This window comes from Variovorax sp. V118, assembly GCF_041154445.1.
In the GTDB taxonomy this organism is placed as follows: domain Bacteria; phylum Pseudomonadota; class Gammaproteobacteria; order Burkholderiales; family Burkholderiaceae_C; genus Variovorax; species Variovorax boronicumulans.
This window is the reverse complement of sequence record NZ_AP028663.1, coordinates 5,400,364-5,420,415: the sequence shown is the minus strand read 5'-3', so window position 1 is coordinate 5,420,415 and position 20,052 is coordinate 5,400,364. Positions and strand designations below refer to the sequence as shown.

Genomic DNA, 20,052 nt, shown 5'->3' with positions numbered 1-20,052 from the left:
CACTCATGGCAAACATTCTCGTGGTCGATGACGAGCTGGGCATCAGGGACCTGCTCTTCGAAATTCTCAATGACGAAGGCCACAACGTGGAGCTCGCGGAAAACGCCGCCGAAGCCCGCGCGGCCCGACAACGCGCCCGGCCCGATCTCGTGCTGCTCGACATCTGGATGCCGGACACCGACGGCGTCACCTTGCTCAAGGAGTGGTCCACCGCGGGCCTGCTGAGCATGCCGGTCATCATGATGAGCGGCCACGCCACCATCGACACCGCGGTCGATGCCACGCGTATCGGCGCCTTCGCGTTCCTCGAAAAACCCATCACGCTGCAGAAGCTGCTCAAGGCGGTGGAGCAGGGGCTGGCGCGCGAGAGCGCTCGCCGCACCGCCGCCGGCGTGGTGCCGCCGCCCACGGGCGCCCACCAGGCCGCCGCCATCACGACCACGGGCGACAGCCTGCTGATGGCGTCGCTGGCGGCCGTGCCGGTGGCCGACGCGGGTCCGCAGTCGACCCAGAGCTTCGACCTCGACCGCCCGCTGCGCGATGCGCGCGACGGTTTCGAGAAGGCCTACTTCGAGTTCCACCTGGCGATGGAGAACGGTTCGATGACCCGCGTGGCCGAGAAAACCGGCCTCGAGCGCACCCACCTGTACAGAAAACTCAAACAATTGGGTGTGGATCTTTCCCGAGGCCGCAGAAGCGCTGTATAATTTAAGGCTGCACACAATGGCCCGGTAGCTCAGTTGGTAGAGCAGCGGATTGAAAATCCGCGTGTCGGTGGTTCGATTCCGCCCCAGGCCACCAAATTCAGTCAAAAAGCCCGACCTTCCCAGGTTGGGCTTTTTGCATTTTGGCGCCGTGTTTGGGGAATCTCGCTCCCGCTATCCGGCCCGATCCCCGTTGATGTCGTCATGCCCGCGGCGCCTGCGTTCGGCCCGCGTCTTCGCCAGCGTCGCCTGGCTCTGCTTCGCCGCCGCCTCGCAGCGCGCGTGCAGCGCGATCAACTCCTTGTCCGTGAGTCGCTCGATGCCGATGAAGTCGTCCTCCGCGTCGGAGGTGCGGATCAGTTCGTCGAGCTTGGTCTGCAGGGCGACGCTGTCGCGGTTCTGCGTGTTCTGGATCAGGAACACCATGAGGAAGGTGACGATGGTGGTGCCCGTGTTGATCACCAGCTGCCACGTTTCCGAAAAGCCGAAGAACGGCCCCGCGACCGCCCAGGCCACGACGACGACCACGCAGACCAGGAAGGCCGCCGGGCTGCCCGTCCAGCGTGCGACGGTGTTGGCGAAGGAATCAAAGAGTCGCTCCATGCGCGTGTCCTCCAGTCGGGGCGATGCTGCCGCGACGGTGCGCGCGAGCGCGTCAGCCGACGCCCGCCTCGCATGGCATCGCAATTCCCCTGAGGCTGTCGGCGCATAGCGGCGTGTGGCCGTGGCCTCGGACACGGCTTACACGCGTCGTCGGGTCGAGACGACAGGGCGCTTCCCGCACCGTGTCGACCATGAAGGCTCATTGCAGTCTTTCTTTCTCAACCCGGCCCTCGCTTTGGCGACCGGCCTTCAAGGAGCAACCACCCATGGTCAACGATACCCAGGCAACCACCGCGGACGCGGTGTCCAACGATCAGGTGATCGACGTTCTGAACGACCTTCTGGAGAACGCGCGCGACGGCGAGTACGGCTTTCGCGCCTGCGCGAAGGAAGTTGACTCGGCGCAACTGAAGCCGGTGTTCGAAGGCCGCGCTTCACAATGCGCCAGCGCGGCGTCCGAACTCGTCGCACTCATCCGCCAGCTCGGCGGCAAACCCGACGATGGCGGCACGATCAGCGGTGCCGTGCATCGCGGCTGGGTGCATGTGAAGGGCGCGGTCGGCGCGAACAGCGCGCTGTCGATGCTCGAGGAATGCGAGCGCGGCGAAGACGCGGCACTCGCGCGTTACCGCAAGGCCCTCAAGGCCGACCTGCCGGCCGAGGTGCACATGCTGGTGCAGCGCCAGGCCGACGGCGCGCAAGCCAACCATGACCAGATCAAGGGCCTGCGCGATCAATTCCGCAGCGCCAAGGGCTGACCGGCCGGCACCTCGGGATGCCTTTCACCATGACCGGTGACAGCCACGCGCTAGTCATGCCCACTGCGCCGTCCGCGACGGAAGTTGCGGACGGCGTCGGAGAGCGCCTTCTCACTTTCAGCTACCTCGGCTGGTGGTTTTCGTGCGCCGCGCAGCGAGCGGCGACGTCGAAGGCGCGGAGCAGCGCTTGCCGCCCGACACGGACAACGTCGCGTACGGCAGCGAAGCCGAGGCGCTGCGCCACGCCGAGCAGCAAGCCGTTCGCTGGGCGCATGACCGCACGGGCGACGGCCAGGGCCGGTTCTGATCACGCAGCTCGGATGAGCGCGATCGTCGCGTCGTCCCGCGCGCCGTTGAAGTACTGCGCCAGCACATCGCCGAACACGAGGGCTTCAGGCGCCACGATCTCGAACAGCGTCATGCAGGAGCGCAGCTTGAGGTCGTCCGGCGAGCCGAAGACCTGGTGCGCATCGGTGCCGGGCAGGGCGCGCACCAGTTCCGCGCAGCGGCGCAGTCGCTCACCGAGCACGGCGTGCTGCCAGTACGCCGTCGTCTCGGCGGCACCGTAGAGGCCGAAGAACTGTGCGGTCGCACTGCGGCCCAGCGCCTTCAGTTGAGGAAACACGAACCACATCCAGTGCGTGCGCTTGCGTCCCGCCGCGAGTTCCGCGCAGACCTGGGCGTAGACGGGCTCTTGCGCCGCCACGAAGCGTTCGAGGTGCCAGTCGATGGTCATGTGTGTCATGCGCCCGGTGTGGTTGCGGTCGCCCGATCATGCTGCAGCCGCGGCGGCAACCGAGGATCGAGCCAGTCCATGCGCCACGCCAGCAGCAACACCGCGCCGACCACGCAGGTGACGGCCAGCGCGCCCGCGAGGCCGTGCCGCTGGCGGTACGGATCGGGCGCGATGCGCTGGGCGCCCGGTGGCACGCGTGCCGTCTGAGACAGCATGCCGCCCAGGCGCACATTGACCTTCATGCGGCCATTGATGGCCCATCCGCTCGCATCGAGGATCGGACCCAGGCTGCGCTGGCGCAGCTTGAGCCACGCGATCAGCATGCTCGGTCCCGAGATCGCGATCACGATGCCGACGAGCGCCACCGGTATCCATTGTCCCAGGTCGACGAACTTGCCGAAGATGCCGACCAGCACCGCACTGATGCTGCCCAGCGCCACGCCGATGGCGGCCACGGTGCCAACGTCGATGCGGCTGGCGGTGGGCAGGATCGGTCCCGGCTTGGCCGGCGTCTTCGTCGACGAGGCCGCCGCGTCGGTCGGTTGGTCGGCGGTGGCGACGCGTCCGGCCAGCGTCTGCAACGCGCTCTGCGAGCCGGCTTCGCTGGCCGCCGCGCGCTTCGCGACCTGCTCCTCGATCAGCCGCACGAACTTCTTGTAGGGCGCGAAGAAGGCCTGCGCGACGCTCGTGGGGTTCTCGATTAGCTTGGTGACGGTGGCGTCCCAGTCGCGGCCCTGGCGGTCGTAGAACACGCCGTTGCGTCCGGCGAAAAGGAAGTCGACGTCGCCGGCCGTGAAGGCGGCGACGATGCTCATCTTCTCTCCCTGGCGCGTGCAGTCGCAGTACGCGAGGCAGGTCTTCGCCAGGCCGGCCAGCGCGGCGTGGCGCGCGGTGTCCTGCACCTGCACCGTGAGCTCGCAGCTGCGCCCGTCGAGGTAGAGCGTGCCCGCCTGGAAGATCGCGCCCTCGCGCCGGTAGAACGCCTTGAACGACACGAAGTTGTGCAGCAGCACGCGCAGGTCCCGCTGCAGCCGCAGCAGTTTCTCGAGATCGGTCAGCAGCCGGTTGTGGTGCTCGGCGGCCTCGTCTTCGGCAATGAGCGCGAACAACGCATCGCGTGTCGCGAGCAAGGCGTCGAGGCGTTCGCGCGGCAGGCCCGCGAGCGCGTTGTCAGGGCGCGCGGCGATCCACGCGTCGCAAGGTGCGAGCCGCTCGCGCAGCGCTTGCCACTGGGCTTCTTCGAGTGTGTCGCGTTCGCCGAGCAACGGCGCCACCGCATCGCGCGCGAACGCGGCCATGGCCTCGGCCCAGGCGGGATTGAGGCTCGCACCGCCCAGCGGCAACGAGCGATGGGGCGTCACCGGCGCCAGCGGCAACTCGGCCACCGGCTGCACGCTCGCATCGAAGGTGCGCCCCGCGAGCGCGTCGTAGGCCTCGGGCGAGGGGTTGAGCGCCGCCACCGCCTGCACGTCGTAGGCGGCCACGCGGCAGCGCGCGAAGAAGTCGTCGACCTTCGCCGTGACCGCGCGCAAGGCCTCGGCCGCAGCCAGCGTGCGCGCGCCCAGCGGCAGCAGGGCCTCTGCGTCGCCCTGCGCATGCCAGTCGCGGACCGCCTGTGCCTCGGCCATGAAGGCCTCGGCGCGTGCGCGATCCAGGCCGGGCGTCTGTTCGTGCCGGTCGGGCGTGCTGCCGTGGGTGCGCATCGCGTCCTCGATGGTGGCGCGCAGCGCGTCGTCGGTGCCGGCCGTGGCCGGCGTGACCACGCCGTCGCCGTTGAAGCGCATCGCGGCCAGCCATTCGCCGCGATCGGCGATGTCGGCGAGGGTCAGCGTGTGCGTGTCCTGCTTGCCGAGCAGGTCGAGGATGCGTCGGCCTTCCTTCGCGAGGTCGGCGCCCGGTGCGCGCGTGTCGTCGAGGTCGTCCAGCGACAGCGTGCCGCCGCCCGCGAGCAGCACGTCGGCGCTGCGCAGCCGCTCGCAGGCCCACTGGCAGGCCGCGATGACCTCGGGCGGTCGCACGCGGCCGTCGCCGTCGGTGTCGATGAGGTCGAGCGTGCGCGCATCGAAGTCGATGCCGCGCGTGGGGCAGGCGAGTGCGACCCACAGTTTCTGGTCGAGCTCGGCGATGCGTGCGATGTCCTCGCCGTTGCGGAACACCATCTGGTCTACGCCGCCCGCACGGATGAACTGCCAGCGGTGCGGCGTCGGGCCTGGCGTGTGGGTGCCGGGAAGGCCGGCGGGAACGGGGGCGGTGGCGGTCGTCAACGGGCTGATGTCCTTGGGGTGGTTGTGTGGGGTCGGGAGTGGAAACGGCATGGGCTGCATGCGTCGTGCACGGCGCGGCGCCTTCTATTCGTGGGCATCAGCGTAGATCGCGCGACGTGGCGGTCATGAGGACAGACGGCGCGCGGCGATGTCGGTCGACGCCGACATTGCGCCCGGCGACCGCGGCATCCCACCCACGGCGAGGAGGGTCAATGTTGGGGGATTGAGCGGTTGCGCCGCACCGACTTATCCTCCGGTCGCCATGGCCGCCACACGCATTGATCTCGATCTGCCCGACGGGTGGAGTTGCTGGCTCGAACTGCAGCAATCCGCCGAAGGCGCCTGTTCGGGCAAGGCGGAACTTCGCGAGGGCAACGAGCCTCGATGCGTGCTGGTGATTGCACAGCAGCCGACCCGCGAGGCCGTGATCGCACGGTTGAAGTTTCGCGCCGACTACTTCGTCGGGGAGTGGCGCATGCGGCAGCGCGAGGGGCGGACGCCGCGGCCCTGAGCTTGGTGGTCTTGCGAACTTCTGCGCAGCCCTCGGACCCGCAAGAAGCCACACCCCCAAAAAAGAAAAGCGACCGTCCGAAGCGATCGCTTTTTTCTCTTGATGCGCGAGGGTGCCGTCGCACCCCGGATCTCACATGCGATACGACGGCGCCGGCGAGGAGACAGGCACCAGCTGGTAGTCCTGCCCGTAGACCGCGCGCAGCACGTACCCGTTTTCGCGCTGCAGCGACAGCTTTTCTGGAGAGTTTTTTTGCCGTCGCTAGTTCACATGCACACTAGTTCAGTGCATTTTCGCCGTTGGCGCGACATGTCAGTGTGATGCGGTGGGCGCCAACGGTTCGACGGGCAGCGCCCGCTTGTGGGCGCTCTTGCGATGCGTCGAAAGAATCACCGCGCGCGCTGCAGCCGACACCGGCTTGCCTTCGAGGAAATCGTCGATCTGCTCGTAGCTCACGCCGAAGGCGTCTTCGTCGGGCTTGCCCGGCACCAGCGACTCGAGGTCGGCGGTGGGCACCTTGTAGACCAGCGCATCGGGCGCGCCCAGCAGCTGCGCCACGGCGCGCACGCGGCGCTTGTTGAGGCCGGTGAGTGGCGTGATGTCGGCCGCGCCGTCGCCGAACTTGGTGAAGAAACCCATGAGGGCTTCGGCCGCGTGGTCGGTGCCGATCACGAGGCCGTCGTGCGCGCCGGCCACCGCGAACTGCGCAATCATGCGCTGGCGCGCCTTGATGTTGCCGAGCACGAAGTCCTCGTGCGCCGCGTCGCGAAAAGCCTGCCCGCCGGCGCGCAGCGCGGCCAGCATCGCATCGGCGGCGGGGCGGATGTCCACCGTCAGCAGGCGGTCGGGGCGGATCACCGCCAGCCCGGCCTGCGCCTCGGCCTCGTCGCGCTGCACGCCGTAGGGCAGGCGCATCGCGATGAAGGTGGCGTCGCGGCCTTCGGCGCGCAGCTTCTCGACCGCGCGCTGCGCGAGGCAGCCGGCGGTCAGCGAATCGACGCCGCCGCTGATGCCCAGCACCAGCGTCTTCAGGCCGGTGCTGCGCAGGTAGTCGGCGAGGAAGTCGGTGCGCCGCGCGAGTTCGGCGGCGGCATCGAAGACGGGCGCCACGTGCAGGGCCGCGATGATCTCGCGCTGCGTGGCATCGACGGGGGTGAGGTCTGCACTCATCTGTGGGGCCTGGATGTGAGGATGAAGATCAGAAATCGACGAGGCTGAGGCCGATGCTCAGCACCGTGCGCTTGCGGTTGTAGTCCACCAGCGTGTCGCCATAGCCATGGAACAGCTGCGTGTGGAAGCGCAGGTTGCTCTTGGTCGGGTCGCCGATGGCCTTCAGCCATTCGAGGCGCACCGAACCGCGGCCGCTGTCGCGCAGGTTGTTGCGCACCGTGATGCCCAGCTGGTTGTCGCGGTTGAGGTTCCAGCGGCCCGTGACTTCGGCGCGACCGATGTAGTCGGCGATGTCGGGGTTGTCGTCCTTCGCGGCGCTTTCGGACATGCGCTGCCAGACGCGGCCCGTGACGGTGAAGCGGTCGTCGAGCTCGGCGCCGCCCATCAGGTACACGCGGTTCCAGCTGCGCGACAGCGGCAGGCTCTGGCCGTTCGACTGGTGCACGATGCCCACGCCCGCATAGCGCCAGCGCCAGCCGCCGGGCAGGTGGACGTCGGTCGGGTAGACATACATCAGCTCGGGTTCGTGGTCGGTGGTGCGGAAGGGCCGCGAGATCGAGCCGTTGAACAGCTGCCAGGTCGACTGCTGCGAGTACGCGAACCACAGCGAGTCCTTCTTGATCGGGTCGTTCTGCGTGAGCATGCCCTGCGCGAGCTTGGTGCGCACCGACAGGCCGATGCGCATCTCGTTGGCCTGGTAGGCCACGGGCTCGGCCGTGTGGCCGGCCGACGGCGAGGTGGGCGGCTGGGGCTTGTCGGTGGCGGCCGAGGCCGACACCGTGAGCGGGCGGTAGCCGCGGAAGCCGAAGGTGCCGCAGTCGGTGGCGTTCTCGAGTTCCCAGAAGCGCGACAGTGTCGAGTACTGGCGGTCGCGGCAGCCTTCGGTGGTGGCGACCGAGACCACGCGCGTGGCCGGAATCGTGCCGTCCACCGGCGGCTGCGTGCTCGCGAGCACCGGGGGCGCCACGGGCACCGACACCGAGGGCAGCGTCTGTTGTTGCGACCAGCGGTCGTAGCAGGCCAGGCGTGCCTCGTTGTTCGCGCCGAGCGCGGCGCACTGCTGCCAGGTGAGTTGTGCATCGGCCAGCGGACTGGCGGGCTTGTCGACGGCTTGTGCTTGTGCGACAGATGCGGCGCCGAGGCATGCGGCCACGGCAGCCACGGTGCGCAGCGTGAACAGAGAAGCAGGGTGTCGTCGTGTCGTCTTCATGGCTTTCCTTCCTGTGCGACGGTCTTGCGCAGCACGAACGGGTGCGTGCGCTCGGTCGCGGCATCGCGCCACGTGCCGCGGAACTCGCGGCCGCAGGCGCCGGGCTGCAAGGTGCCCGACCAGACGCCGCTGATGGCGCGGCCGTCCAGCGATTCGTCGATGGACAGCGCGCCCTCGTCGTCGACATCGCCCGCGAGCTGCGCGACGGTGGTCTTCGTCGAGGCATCGGCGCGGCGCGTGATGGTGCCGCGCACGCCGGCGTATTCGGGGTGCTTGCCCAGCTGCACGACGGCCGTGCCGGGCAGGTCGTCGAAGCGGGCGTCCCACTGGCCGTACAGCGCCTGCAGCGGCAGCTCGCGCGCGTCGGCGGGGCAGTTGGGGTCGCGGGGCGTGGCGCAACCGGCCGCGAGGGCGGCGGCAAGCAGCGCGACTGCGACCGTCGCCGTCGTCCTCATGGCGTGGCGGCGGCCTTGGCCGCGCTGTCCAGCGCCTTGCGTGCGAACTCGGCGCGCAGCGCCTTCAGTTTCTCGCGCGGGTCTTCCTTGGTCGTGGCCTTGTCCAGGCCCATCTCGGCGATGAAGCGGCTGGGCATGCAGGGCACCATGTCGCGGCCCTGCTTGCGCTTCTTGGTCCAGCTCACGGCCAGGCTGCGCTGCGCGCGCGTGATGCCCACGTACATGAGGCGGCGCTCTTCCTGCAGGCGCTGCGTGGTCTCGTCGCTCACCACCTTCTGGCGGCCGTTGTCGTCGTCGAGCTTGAAGGGCAGCAGGCCCTCGGTCACGCCGATGAGCATCACGTGCGGCCACTCCAGGCCCTTGGACGCATGCAGCGTCGAGAGCGTGACCACGTTCTGGTCCTGCTCGCGCTCGCTGATGGTCGACAGCAGCGAGATGGTCTGCGCCACCTCGAGCAGGCTCTTGTGTTCGTTCGGGTTCGTGTCGTCGGCACCCGAGGCGTCGTCGAGCGAACCGCCGGCGCGTTGCGACATCCAGTCGACGAACTCCAGCACGTTGGTCCAGCGCGTGGCGGCTGCGGCCTCGCTGTCCTCGCCTTCGTACAGATGGCGCTCGTAGTCGATCTCCTTGAGCCACTCGAGCATGAAGGCGCGCGAGGCTTCGGCGCCCATGGTGCGGCGTGCGCGGTATTCCAGGTCGTTGATGTAGCGGCCGAACTCGTGCACGCCATCAAGCGTGCGCTTGGGGATCACGCTCGGCAGCGAGGGGCTGAACAGCGCCGCGAACAGGCTCAGCTTGTACTGGCTCGCGAAGCTGCCCAGGCTGGCCAGCGTGGTGTGGCCGATGCCGCGCTTGGGCGTGGTGATGGCGCGCAGGAACGCCGGGTCGTCATCGTTGTTGACCCACAGGCGGAACCAGCCGCACAGGTCCTTGATCTCGGCGCGGTCGAAGAAGCTCTGGCCGCCCGACACCTTGTAGGGAATCTGTGCCTTGCGCAGGGCCTGCTCGAAGATGCGCGCCTGGTGGTTGGCGCGGTACAGGATCGCGAAGTCGCGGAACTCCTTGTACTGCTTGCCCTGCGACACCGTGTCGCCCGCGCGCAGGCTGATGATGCGCGCCACCGTGCGCTCGGCCTCGTGCAGCTCGGTGTCGGCATCGACGATGCGCACCGGCTCGCCTTCGCCGAGCTCGGAGAACAGCGTCTTCGGAAACAGCTTGGGGTTGGGGCCGATCACGTTGTTGGCCGCGCGAAGAATGGCGCTGGTGGAGCGGTAGTTCTGCTCCAGCTTGATGACCTTGAGCGTCGGGTAGTCGACCGGCAGCTTCTTCAGGTTGTCCAGCGTGGCGCCGCGCCAGCCGTAGATCGACTGGTCGTCGTCGCCCACTGCCGTGAACTGGCCGCGCTCGCCGGCCAGCGCCTTGAGCACTTCGTACTGCGTGGCGTTGGTGTCCTGGTATTCGTCGACCAGGATGTGGCCCAGCATGGCCTGCCACTTCGCGCGCACCTCGGGGAACTCGTACAGCAGCTTCAGCGGCATGCCGATGAGGTCGTCGAAGTCCACGCTCTGGTAGGCCTGCAGCCGCTCTTCGTACTGGACCATGATCTCGGCCGTGATGCGCTCGTTGTCGTCCACCGCGGCGGCCGCGGCCTGCGCAGCGTTCAGGCCCATGTTCTTCCACTTGCTGATCGTCCACTGCCAGATGCGGGCGGTGGCGATGTCGACGGTGCCGCCGCAGTCTTTCAATATCTTGGTGACGTCGTCGGCGTCCAGGATGCTGAAGGCCTTCTTCAGGCCCAGCACGTGGCCGTCTTCTCGCATCATGCGCACGCCCAGTGCGTGGAAGGTGCACACCACCACCTTGCGCGCGTCGCGCCCGATCAGGTCCTTGGCGCGCTCGCGCATTTCGGCGGCGGCCTTGTTCGTGAAGGTGATGGCCGCGATGCGCTCGGGCTTCAGGCCCGACTGGATCAGCCGGCCGATCTTGTGCGTGATCACGCGCGTCTTGCCCGAGCCCGCACCCGCGAGCACCAGACAGGGACCGTGCATGTAGTTGACCGCTTCTTGCTGGGCGAGATTGAGACCGTGGGACATGGGGGAGGGGGAACCGGGAAAGCGGGAACGCGAAAAAGGCAGGAGGGGCCGCAGGGCGCGGCCGTCGCAAAGCGGGCAATGATACGGGCCCGGCTGCGGCCGTCCGTGTCAGCGGGCATCGCGCGACGAAGGAGGACGACAATGCCGGCGTGCTGCCTGTTTTCCTTGTTACTTTTCCTTTCTTCGCCCTGATCGCGGCCGGTTACGCCGCCGCCCGCACCCGCATCCTGCCGCTGGATGCGATCCCGGGGCTCAACACCTTCGTGCTGTATTTCGCGCTGCCCTGCATGCTGCTGCGCTTCGGCGCCGGCACGCCCATCGCGCAGCTGCTGGACGGCAGCGTTGCACTGATTTGGGGCATCTGCGCGCTGGCCGTGGTGGCGGGCGTGGTGCTGTTCACGCGCAATGTGCGTATCGGCTGGAACGACGCGGCCTTCGGCGCGCTGGTGGCGGCCTTTCCGAACACCGGTTTCATGGGCGTTCCGCTGCTGGTGGCGCTGCTGGGCGCGCAGGCCGCCGGGCCGATCATCATCACCATCGCGTTCGACCTGGTCGTGACCTCGTCGCTGTGCATCGCGCTGTCACGGCTCGACGGGGCCGGCAGCGCGGGCCGGCACGGCGCCACGCTGGCCGCGCGCAAGGCGCTGCGCGGCATCCTCGTGAACCCGATGCCGTGGTCGATCCTGCTGGGCGTGCTGCTGTCGGCGGTGCGCTGGCAACTGCCCGGGCCGGTCGAACGCACCATCGCCATGCTGGCCGACGCGGCCTCGCCCGTGGCGCTCTTCACCATCGGCGCGGTGCTGGCACGCTCGGCGCTGCTGGCGCGCGAGCACGGCGCCAGCGCCATGGTGGCGGCGGCGATGGGCACCGGCGCCGGGCCCGCGCCGAAAGCGCCGCTGGCCGACGTGCTGCCCGTGGTGCTGGTGAAGCTGGTGCTGCACCCGCTGGCGGTCTGGGCGCTGGGGCGTGGCGCCATCGCGCTGGGGCTGCCGCTGGCACCGTCGGCGCTGGCCGTGATCGTGCTGGTCGCGGCGCTGCCGAGCGCGAGCAACGTGTCGATGCTGGCCGAGCGCTTCGGCGCCGACAACGGCCGCATCGCACGCATCATCCTGTGGACGACGGTGGCGGCGTTCTTCACCTTCCCGGTGGCGGTCGGCGCGCTGCGCTGACCGGGGGCGTCACTCGGTCAGCACGCCGAGCTTGTACGGGTCGGCGTCGGAGAGCCGCTCGCACTTCGAGAAGTCGCGGCCCTGCGTGCCGTCGCAGTAGTAGGTGTTGTAGATGCGGCCGAACAGCGTCGGGCTGGCCGTGAAGAGCACGCCGTGGTCGGGCTGCCAGTTGTCCTTGGGCGCGGGCGCGGTGGCTTCCATCGGGCGGGCCGCGTCGGTGGCGCCGGGGGCGGGCGTGAAATCGGCCAGCGTCTTGCGGGCTTCCTCGCCGCGCCAGCGCACCGCCAGCTCGGCCGCCGTGGGGCGGGTCGCCACCGGCACCAGGATGCCGTTGACCTGCAGGCCGTGCCCGAAGCGGTGCGTCTTGCCGGCCAGGAAGGCGTAGGCGCAGGCCGCCATGCAATGGCCGCGCACCTCGGTCTGTACGCCGCTCTCGCGGATCGCGTCGGCGTACGCGCCGGCCGCTTCGGCGGTGCCGCCGAACGAGTCTTCGAAGACCACGGTGCGCACCGTGCCGCTGCTCAGGAGTTCGGTGAAGGCCTTGACCTTGCTGCCGTCGAGCGTGCCCGACACCACCAGCCGCCGACCCTGCAGTTCGAGCTCCGCCGCGCCCGCGGACCCTGCAGCGGCAAGGTACGAAAGCGACACGGCGACAGCCACAGCAACCCCAGCCAGAAGAGACGACGATTTCACGGCGACCTTTGCATCAAGCGAGCGGGCACGAAACACCGCGGACCCAGCGATGGAACCGCACAGGCACAGCTTGTGCAAGGGCGGGGGTACCGTCAACTCTTTTTGCAGATTATTTCGGGGTAATCCCAGGGCATGTCTTAAGGCATACCGTGCGTTATCTCTTCAGATGAATGCTTGCGTATGCAGTTGCACTGCTACAGTGGTTCCGGGTCCAAGGTGTGAAGGGTCCAAGTGGGGCGCGCGATGGCAATACTGGTTCGCATCCTGATGTGGTTGGCCTGGCTCGCTGCGGTGGGCTGGTTCTGGCATGCCGGCACGATCGGCACGGGCGCCGCGCTCGCGCTGGCCGCGCTGAGCCTCGTCGTGTTCGCCTGGCCGAACAGCATTGCGCGGCGACGGCACAACGAGCTGCGCTACGTCGACATGGGCAAGGAGCCCACCGGCTACCACTGACGACCGGCGCGGCGCGTTCGTGCAGCGCCTAGGACTTTGGTCCAATGCGCAACGACGCAGAGCTTCCTAGGATGGCGGCGCCTTACCGCCCTCCAGGAATCTCGCCGTGCCTCTTTTCCCTCTGCGTTTTCGTCTCGCCCGTCTTCTGCTGCTGGCCGTCCCGATGGCCGTGCTCGTCGCCTGCGGCGGCGGGGGAGACGGGGGCTCGGCCGTCAGCTTCTGGCCGAACAGCGGCACGGCCACCCCGCCGCCTGCCACCACCCCGCCCGCGACGCCGCCCGACGTGCCCGACGACGGCGATGCCTTGCGCAACGCGCCCTGGGTCGAGGGCGTGTTCCGGACCGCGAGCCTCTACAAGGACCGCTGCGCGGCGCCGCGCACCGGCACCGACCCCGACGGCAAGCCCTTCGCCGACAAGACCGGCCGCACGCTCGACGAGAACAACTGGCTGCGGTCGTGGACCAACGACACCTACCTCTGGTACGACGAGGTGCCGGACCTGGACCCGGCGCTGTACGCCACGGCCGACTATTTCGACCTGCTCAAGACCCACGCCGTGACGCCTTCGGGCAGGGACAAGGACCAGTTCCATTTCACCTACACCACCGAGGAGTGGAATGCGCTCTCGGGCGCCGGCTCGTCCGTCGGATACGGCGCGCAGTGGGCTTTCTTTGCCCTCTCCCCGCCGCGCGATCTGCGCGTGGCGTACGTGGAGCCCGGCTCTCCCGCGGCCACGACGGGCGCCGGCTTGTCGCGCGGCGCCCGGGTGCTCGGGGTCAACGGCGTCGATTTCGTGAACGACCCCACGCAGGAAGGCGTCGATGTCATCAACGCGGCGCTCTTTGGCGCTGCACCGGGGACGTCCACGCGGTTCACCGTCGTCGACGCGGGCAGCAACACCCCGCGCGACATCACGCTGACGGCGGCGCCGGTGATCTCGACCCCCGTCCAGAACGTCAAGACGCTCCCGAACGCGGGCCGCACGGTTGGCTACCTGCAATTCAACGACCACATCGGCACGGCGGAACTGCAACTGAAGGCCGCCATGGAGTGGCTGCGCGCGCAGCGGGCCACCGAGCTGGTCGTCGACCTGCGCTACAACGGCGGCGGCTATCTGGACCTGGCCAGTCAACTGGGCTTCATGGTCGCCGGCGAGACGCAGACGCGCGGCAAGACCTTCGAGACCGTGCGGTTCAACAACAAGCACACCGAGCGCGATCCGGTGACTGGCAACACGCTCGCGCCCACGCCGTTCTGGGCCACCACCCTGGGCTTTCTTTCTCCCATCGACCCGCCCCTTCCGCTGCCCAGCCTCGACCTGCGGCGCGTCTACGTGCTCACGGGCCCCGACACCTGCTCGGCCAGCGAGGCGTTCATCAACGGCCTGCGCGGCATCGACATCGACGTGGTCCAGATCGGCGACACCACCTGCGGCAAGCCCTACGGCTTCTATCCTGAGGACAACTGCGGCACCACCTACTTCAGCGTGCAGTTCCAGGGCGTGAACGCCAAGGGCTTCGGCGACTACCCCGATGGCATTGCGCCCACCTGCTTCGTGCCCGACGATTTCGGCCGTGCGCTCGGCGATCCGCAGGAGGCGCGCCTGGCCGCCGCACTGGCGCACCAGGTCTCGGGGGCCTGCCCCGTCGCACCGGCCGGGCGCCTCGCCAAGCGTGCCGTCGCCGGCCCCGCCGCGCCCTTGCTGCACAAGCCCGAAGGCCTGCGCAACCGCATCCTGCGCCCGCGCTGAGGCAGGCGCAGGCACGCGCGCCTCGCTCAGATGCTGTGCGGGTCCACGTCCACCAGCCAGCGGATCACGCCCTTGCCCTCGGGCGTGCGCCGCAGTTCGTGCAGCAGCGGCTGCCAGGCGGCCAGCAGGCGTTGCAGCGCGGCGCGTGACGGGCTTTCGATGAGCATCTGCGCGCGCTCCACGTTCGCCACGCGCTGGATCGCCAGCGGCACCGCCGGGTAGCGCGTGACCAGGTCCGCACCGGGCAGCGCCTCGGCCTGGTCGGCCGCGAGGTTCAGGAAGCCCTGCGCCACCGCCTGCTCGCGCGCGTCGGCGCGCACCAGCGCCTGGAACGCGAAGGGCGGCATGGCGGCGGCCTGGCGTTCTTCGAGCTGCTGCTTGGCGAAGGCCTCGTAGTCGTGCCGGCGCAGCGCCGCGAACAGCGGGTGCGGCGCGTGGTGCGTCTGGATCCACATCTCGGCCTTGGCGCCTTGCGCCGCGAGGTAGGCGGCGTCGCGGCCCGCGCGGCCGGCCGACTGCATCAAGAGGCTGAACAGGCGCTCGGGCGCGCGGAAGTCGCTGGAGAACAGCGCGCCGTCGGGGTTCACGGCGGCCACCAGCGTGATGCGGCGGAAGTCGTGGCCCTTGGCGATCATCTGCGTGCCGACGAGCACGTCGACCTCGCCCGCATGCACGGCGGCCAGTTGCGATTCGAGCGCGCCTTGCTTCTTGGTGCTGTCGGCGTCGATGCGCGCGATGCGCACCGCGCTGCCGTCCGCATGCTTCACGCCCGCGAACAGCTCGGCCAGGTGCTCCTCGAGCCGCTCGGTGCCGCGGCCCACGGGCGCGATGTCGGGGTTGCCGCAGGCCGGGCAGGCGCGCGGCACGCGCTCGGTGAAGCCGCAGTGGTGGCAGCGCAGCGTGCGGTCGATCTTGTGGAACACGCGGTAGGCGCTGCAGTGCGGGCATTCGCTCTTCCAGCCGCAGTCGCCGCAGGCCAGCACCGGCGCATAGCCGCGCCGGTTCAGGAAGATCATGCTCTGCTCGCCGCGCGCGATGCGCTGGCCGATGGCGTCGAGCAGCGCGCCCGAGATCACCGTCTTCGGCGGCTGCAGGTTCATGTCCACGAGCCGCACCGCCGGCAGCGCGCCCGCGCCGATGCGCGAAGGCATGGCCAGCCGCACGTAGCGCCCGCCCGGGTCGTCGCCCTCGGGCGGCCGGCTCTGGTGCCAGCTCTCGAGCGAGGGCGTGGCCGAGCCCAGGATCACCTTGGCCTTTTCGCGCTGGCCGCGCCACACGGCGAGGTCGCGCGCCGAGTAGCGCGCACCTTCCTGCTGCTTGTAGCTCGGGTCGTGCTCCTCGTCGACCACGATGAGCTTCAGCCCCGGGATCGACGCGAACACCGCCATGCGCGTGCCCAGCACGATGCGCGCCGCGCCGCTGTGCGCCGCCAGCCAGCTCGCCAGCCGCTGCGGGTTGGTCATGCCGCTGTGCAGCGACACCACGGCCTCGTCGCCGAAGCGGGCCTTGAAGCGGGCCTCGAGCTGCGGCGTGAGGTTGATCTCGGGCACCATCACCAGCGCCTGCGCCTCGGGGTCGCGCGCCAGCAGGTCGGCCACGCAGCGCAGGTAGACCTCGGTCTTGCCGCTGCCGGTGCTGCCCACCAGCAGGAAGGTGCCGGTGCCGGCCTCGATGCGGGCCAGCGCGGCCGACTGTTCGTCGGAGAGGGCGATCAGGTTCGCGGATTCGGCCGTCTCGGCCACCGGGCCGGCCGTGGTCTTGCGCTTGAGCCGGCGCGCCAGTTGGGTCGTGCTCAGGTCGCGCAACTGCGGCGGCAGGGCGGCCAGCGCGATCTCGCCGATCGAGCGCTGGTAGTAGCGCCCGGCAAACGCCACCAGGTCGCGCCAGGCCTCGCCCAGCGGCGCCAGCGCGTCGAGCGCCGCGCCCACGGGCTTGAGCGCCATGTCGGGCTCGGCACCCTCCAGCGAGGTCGGCTCGTTCCAGACCACCCCCAGCACCTCGCGCTTGCCCAGCGGCACCCGCACCAGCGTGCCCGGCACCAGCGGCTCGGCGCCGGCGTAGCTCAGCAGGTCACTCAGCGCCGCATGCGCGGGCGTCTGCACCGCGATGTCGAGTCGCCAGGGGCAGGAGACGTTTGTGGCGGATGTGACCGGTGGTGCGCCGGCTTCGGACGGCGATTCGGTGGAGGGGCTGGGCGTCCTTTTTGGCAAGGTTTGTTAATGCGTTTTGGAGCAAGACCGCTTAAGTTGTTGATTTCACAGCGCTTTGGCGGTCATCCAGAGTTTCTGTGGATAACTTTGTTGACAAGACGGCTGGATAGTCGCCGAAGCCTTGATTTTCAAGGCTTCCGCTGGAATGCCTGTAAAAAAAGCAAAAATCAAAACCTATATAAATCAACCACTTAGCGTCGCTATTGGTTTAGGAGCAGAACCAATGCCCCCTCAGATAATCTTGCGCAGTGCAACACGCGTTTTGTGCATAAGTCGGGCGTCCGGGGCCGTTTTAGGGCTTGACAAACGCCGGGCGACTGGCTTTCAGGGGGCGCTGAGTCTGCCAACCGGGCGGTCGGCAGTTCACATTTGTTAGCTCAAGTGCGCAGCGCGCGCGACTGGTCGTGCACCGCCTGGACCAGCGCCGCGACGTGGTCGGGCGGCGTGAACTGGCTGATGCCGTGGCCCAGGTTGAAGATGTGCGTCGGGCCCGCGGTGGTGCGGTCGGTGTGGGGCTTGCCGAAGGCCTGCAGCACCTTGCCGACCTCGGCCTCGATGGCCGCGGGCGGGGCGAACAGCACGTTCGGATCGATGTTGCCCTGGATCGCCTTGGCCTTGTCCTCGGTGCCTTCGGCCACGAGGCGGCGCGCGGCGGCCAGGTTCACGGTCCAGTCGACACCGAGCACTTCGCAGTCGAGCGCGCGCATGGCGCCCAGCCACAGGCCGCCGCCCTTGGTGAAGACGATGCGCGGCACCGGCTGGCCGTCGGGGCCGTGGCGCTTCAGGCCGGCGAGCACGCGCGCGGTGTAGGCCAGGCTGAATTCGTGGAACGCGCCGTCGGCCAGCACGCCGCCCCAGCTGTCGAAGATCATCACGGCCTGCGCGCCGGCGTCGATCTGGGCGTTGAGGTACGCGGCCACGGAATCGGCATTGACCGCGAGCACGCGGTGCATCAGGTCGGGGCGGCCGTACAGCATGCTCTTCACGAGGCGGTAGTCGCTCGAGCCCGCGCCCTCGACCATGTAGCAGGCCAGCGTCCACGGGCTGCCCGAGAAGCCGATCAGCGGCACGCGGCCGTTGAGTGCCTTGCGGATCGAGCCCACGGCGTCGAACACGTAGCGCAGCTTGTTCAGGTCGGGCACTTCGAGCGCGGCCACGGCCGCTTCGTCGCGCACCGGGCGCGCAAAGCGCGGGCCTTCGCCGGCCTCGAACGACAGGCCCAGGCCCATCGCGTCGGGCACGGTGAGGATGTCCGAAAAGAGGATGGCCGCGTCCAGCGGGTAGCGCGCCAGCGGCTGCAGCGTGACCTCGGTGGCGTAGTCGGTGTTGGTGGCCAGCCCCATGAAGCTGCCGGCCTTGGCGCGCGTGGCAACGTATTCAGGCAGGTAGCGGCCGGCCTGGCGCATGAGCCAGACGGGCGTGTGGTCGGTGGCCTGGCGCCAGCAGGCCCGCAGGAAGGTGTCGTTTTGCAAAGGGGCGAAAGGCATGGCCCGATTGTCGCAGGGCCCCCCGCGTTCGCCGCCAGTTGACCGACAGCGCACTTTGCGTTGCATCAACCCGCCCCGATGCGCCACGGCGCGCGCCAGCCGCGAGCATCCGTTCCCGACAACAACTTCAGTCTGGAACGGACATGGCGCAGCAGGTTTTCGATGTGGTGGTGGTGGGCGCCGGCTCGGCCGGCTGCGTGCTGGCGCACCGGCTGGTGCGCGCCGGGCGCCGCGTGCTGCTGCTGGAGGCGGGCCCGCCCGACGACGACCGCTTCATCCACATGCCCGCCACCTTCGTGCGCGTGATCGGCACCGAGCGCACCTGGGCCTACGAGAGCGAGCCGCAGCCCGCCGCCGCCGGCCGCCGGATGTTCGTGCCGCAGGGCCGCACGCTGGGCGGCGGCAGCTCGGTCAACGCCATGGTCTACGTGCGCGGCACGCCGGCCGACTACGACGGTTGGGAGGCGCAGGGCTGCGAAGGCTGGGGCTGGCGCGATGTGCTGCCGTGGTTCCGCAAGGCCGAGGGCAACGCGCGCTTCGCCTGCGAGCTGCACGGCACCAACGGGCCGCTGAAAGTGAGCGACACGCGCTTTCGCCATCCGCTGAGCCTGGCCTTCCTGCGCGCCGCGCAGCAAAGCGGCCTGGCCTACAACGACGACTTCAACGGCGCCGCGCAGGCCGGCGTGGGCTTCTACCAGACCACCACCTTCGAAGGCCGGCGCGCCAGCACTGCCGCCACCTACCTCGCGGCCGTGCGCGACGACCCGAAGCTCACCGTGGTGACGGGCGCGCACGTGCTGCGCGTGCTCACGCAGGACGGCGCGGCCACCGGCGTGGTCTACCGCACGGGCCGCAACGGCAGCGGCGAAGAGGTGGTCGCCACCGCGCGCGATGAAGTGATCCTCTCGGCCGGCGCGCTCGCCTCGCCCAAGCTGCTGCTGCTGTCGGGCATCGGCCCCGGCGCGCAGCTGCAGGCGCTGGGCCTGCCGGTGGTGAAAGACCTGCCCGGCGTGGGCGAGAACTTCCAGGACCACCTGGAGGTGTCGGTCTACGGCCGCACGCGCGAGCCCGTGAGCCTGCTGGGCAACGACCGCGGCCTGGCGGCGCTGAAGCACGGGCTGCAATGGATGATGTTCGGCTCGGGCCTGCTCACGTCGAACGTGGTCGAGAGCGGCGGTTTCGTCGACACCACCGGCGAAGGCCGGCCCGACCTGCAGTTCCATGTGCTGCCCGTGCTCGTGGGCGACGTCGACCGCGAACCGCTGGCCGGCCACGGCCTGTCGATCAACCCCTGCTTCTTGCGCCCGCAGTCGCGCGGGCGCGTGGCGCTGCGCAGCGCCGACCCGATGGCGCCGATCCTGTTCGACGGCGGCTACCTGCAGGCGCAGGCCGACGTCGACACGCTGGTGCGGGGCGTGAAGCTGGCGCGCCGCATCCTGCGCGCGCCGGCGCTGCGCGAGGTGGTGTCCGAAGAGCTGGCGCCGTCGGCCGCCGACGACATGTCCGACGAGGCCCTCGAGGCCTACGTGCGCGAGCGCGCCAAGACCGTCTACCACCCGAGCGGCACCTGCCGCATGGGCCGCGACGCCATGGCCGTGGTCGATGCGCGCATGCGCGTGCACGGCGTGGCGAAGCTGCGCGTGTGCGACGCCTCGGTGATGCCTTCGATCGTCAGCGGCAACACCAACGCGCCGACCGTGATGCTGGCCGAACGCTGCGCGGACTTCGCGCTGTCGGGCAACTGAAGTTGCGCGCTCGGTCAATCGCCGAAGCCCATTGAAACCTA

At 69.3% G+C, this 20,052-nt stretch carries 18 protein-coding genes and 1 tRNA gene; 9 read left to right on the top strand and 10 right to left on the bottom strand.

Going from position 1 to position 20,052, the window contains the following annotated elements; genetic code table 11:
- Positions 1 to 5 precede the first annotated feature (5 nt).
- The gene (locus ACAM52_RS25205) at positions 6 to 707 is read left to right on the top strand and encodes a response regulator (protein WP_062480363.1); all 702 of its coding nucleotides are present in this window, start codon (positions 6 to 8) and stop codon (positions 705 to 707) included.
- 18 nt (positions 708 to 725) lie between these two features.
- Positions 726 to 801: transfer RNA gene (locus tag ACAM52_RS25200), tRNA-Phe, on the top strand.
- A 77-nt stretch (positions 802 to 878) separates the two neighbouring features.
- Here ACAM52_RS25200 and ACAM52_RS25195 read toward each other — a convergent pair.
- Positions 879 to 1,307, bottom strand: coding sequence for a low affinity iron permease family protein (locus ACAM52_RS25195; RefSeq protein WP_095743449.1), 429 nt, complete (start codon positions 1,305 to 1,307; stop codon positions 879 to 881).
- 191 nt (positions 1,308 to 1,498) lie between these two features.
- On the opposite strand from ACAM52_RS25195, the gene ACAM52_RS25190 reads away from it, so the two are divergent.
- Positions 1,499 to 2,065, top strand: a complete 567-nt coding sequence (locus ACAM52_RS25190) for a PA2169 family four-helix-bundle protein (protein WP_369647778.1) — start codon at positions 1,499 to 1,501, stop codon at positions 2,063 to 2,065.
- Between the two features lie 133 nt (positions 2,066 to 2,198).
- Positions 2,199 to 2,372 (top strand): hypothetical protein, encoded by a 174-nt coding sequence (locus ACAM52_RS25185; protein WP_369644873.1) that lies wholly within the window; start codon positions 2,199 to 2,201, stop codon positions 2,370 to 2,372.
- On the opposite strand, the gene ACAM52_RS25180 is transcribed toward ACAM52_RS25185, so the two are convergent.
- Positions 2,373 to 2,801, bottom strand: coding sequence for a DUF1810 domain-containing protein (locus tag ACAM52_RS25180; protein ID WP_369647777.1), 429 nt, complete (start codon positions 2,799 to 2,801; stop codon positions 2,373 to 2,375).
- A gap of 5 nt (positions 2,802 to 2,806) precedes the next feature.
- The gene (locus ACAM52_RS25175) at positions 2,807 to 5,065 is read right to left on the bottom strand and encodes a hypothetical protein (protein ID WP_369644872.1); all 2,259 of its coding nucleotides are present in this window, start codon (positions 5,063 to 5,065) and stop codon (positions 2,807 to 2,809) included.
- Positions 5,066 to 5,213: 148 nt separating this feature from the next.
- On the opposite strand from ACAM52_RS25175, the gene ACAM52_RS25170 reads away from it, so the two are divergent.
- Complete coding sequence (locus ACAM52_RS25170) at positions 5,214 to 5,576, top strand: hypothetical protein (protein WP_369644871.1); 363 nt, start codon at positions 5,214 to 5,216, stop codon at positions 5,574 to 5,576.
- Positions 5,577 to 5,888: 312 nt separating this feature from the next.
- Here the strand turns inward: ACAM52_RS25170 and nadE are convergent, their stop codons facing one another.
- The 4 genes from nadE to ACAM52_RS25150 are packed head-to-tail and all read right to left on the bottom strand — an operon-like array spanning position 5,889 to position 10,504.
- Positions 5,889 to 6,746 (bottom strand): ammonia-dependent NAD(+) synthetase, encoded by an 858-nt coding sequence (gene nadE, locus ACAM52_RS25165; RefSeq protein WP_159273710.1) that lies wholly within the window; start codon positions 6,744 to 6,746, stop codon positions 5,889 to 5,891.
- A 28-nt stretch (positions 6,747 to 6,774) separates the two neighbouring features.
- The gene (locus ACAM52_RS25160) at positions 6,775 to 7,956 is read right to left on the bottom strand and encodes a phospholipase A (protein ID WP_369644870.1); all 1,182 of its coding nucleotides are present in this window, start codon (positions 7,954 to 7,956) and stop codon (positions 6,775 to 6,777) included.
- A complete protein-coding gene (locus ACAM52_RS25155) occupies positions 7,953 to 8,411 on the bottom strand; it encodes a hypothetical protein (protein ID WP_369631110.1) in 459 nt (152 codons plus the stop codon). The genes ACAM52_RS25160 and ACAM52_RS25155 overlap by 4 nt, the downstream gene beginning before the upstream one ends.
- Positions 8,408 to 10,504: an ATP-dependent helicase gene (locus tag ACAM52_RS25150; protein ID WP_062476196.1), complete on the bottom strand. Its 2,097-nt coding sequence runs from the start codon at positions 10,502 to 10,504 to the stop codon at positions 8,408 to 8,410. Before ACAM52_RS25150 ends, ACAM52_RS25155 begins: the two co-directional genes overlap by 4 nt.
- Positions 10,505 to 10,653: 149 nt before the next feature.
- On the opposite strand from ACAM52_RS25150, the gene ACAM52_RS25145 reads away from it, so the two are divergent.
- Positions 10,654 to 11,673: an AEC family transporter gene (locus ACAM52_RS25145; RefSeq protein ID WP_369644869.1), complete on the top strand. Its 1,020-nt coding sequence runs from the start codon at positions 10,654 to 10,656 to the stop codon at positions 11,671 to 11,673.
- Positions 11,674 to 11,682: 9 nt separating this feature from the next.
- Here the strand turns inward: ACAM52_RS25145 and ACAM52_RS25140 are convergent, their stop codons facing one another.
- Complete coding sequence (locus ACAM52_RS25140) at positions 11,683 to 12,321, bottom strand: hypothetical protein (protein ID WP_070063936.1); 639 nt, start codon at positions 12,319 to 12,321, stop codon at positions 11,683 to 11,685.
- Between the two features lie 288 nt (positions 12,322 to 12,609).
- Between ACAM52_RS25140 and ACAM52_RS25135 the strand changes: the two genes are divergently transcribed.
- Together ACAM52_RS25135 and ACAM52_RS25130 are read left to right on the top strand one after the other, a co-directional pair.
- A complete protein-coding gene (locus ACAM52_RS25135; protein WP_062476199.1) occupies positions 12,610 to 12,819 on the top strand; it encodes a hypothetical protein in 210 nt (69 codons plus the stop codon).
- A gap of 106 nt (positions 12,820 to 12,925) precedes the next feature.
- The gene (locus ACAM52_RS25130) at positions 12,926 to 14,569 is read left to right on the top strand and encodes a S41 family peptidase (RefSeq protein ID WP_369644868.1); all 1,644 of its coding nucleotides are present in this window, start codon (positions 12,926 to 12,928) and stop codon (positions 14,567 to 14,569) included.
- A gap of 26 nt (positions 14,570 to 14,595) precedes the next feature.
- On the opposite strand, the gene priA is transcribed toward ACAM52_RS25130, so the two are convergent.
- Positions 14,596 to 16,671, bottom strand: coding sequence for a primosomal protein N' (priA, locus tag ACAM52_RS25125; protein WP_369647776.1), 2,076 nt, complete (start codon positions 16,669 to 16,671; stop codon positions 14,596 to 14,598).
- A gap of 485 nt (positions 16,672 to 17,156) precedes the next feature.
- Positions 17,157 to 18,266, bottom strand: a complete 1,110-nt coding sequence (gene hemE, locus ACAM52_RS25120; RefSeq protein ID WP_369644867.1) for a uroporphyrinogen decarboxylase — start codon at positions 18,264 to 18,266, stop codon at positions 17,157 to 17,159.
- A 143-nt stretch (positions 18,267 to 18,409) separates the two neighbouring features.
- Here hemE and ACAM52_RS25115 point away from each other — a divergent pair, with 143 nt between their 5' ends.
- On the top strand, positions 18,410 to 20,011 hold the full coding sequence (locus tag ACAM52_RS25115) for a GMC family oxidoreductase (protein ID WP_369644866.1): 1,602 nt from the start codon (positions 18,410 to 18,412) through the stop codon (positions 20,009 to 20,011).
- Positions 20,012 to 20,052: the final 41 nt, after the last annotated feature.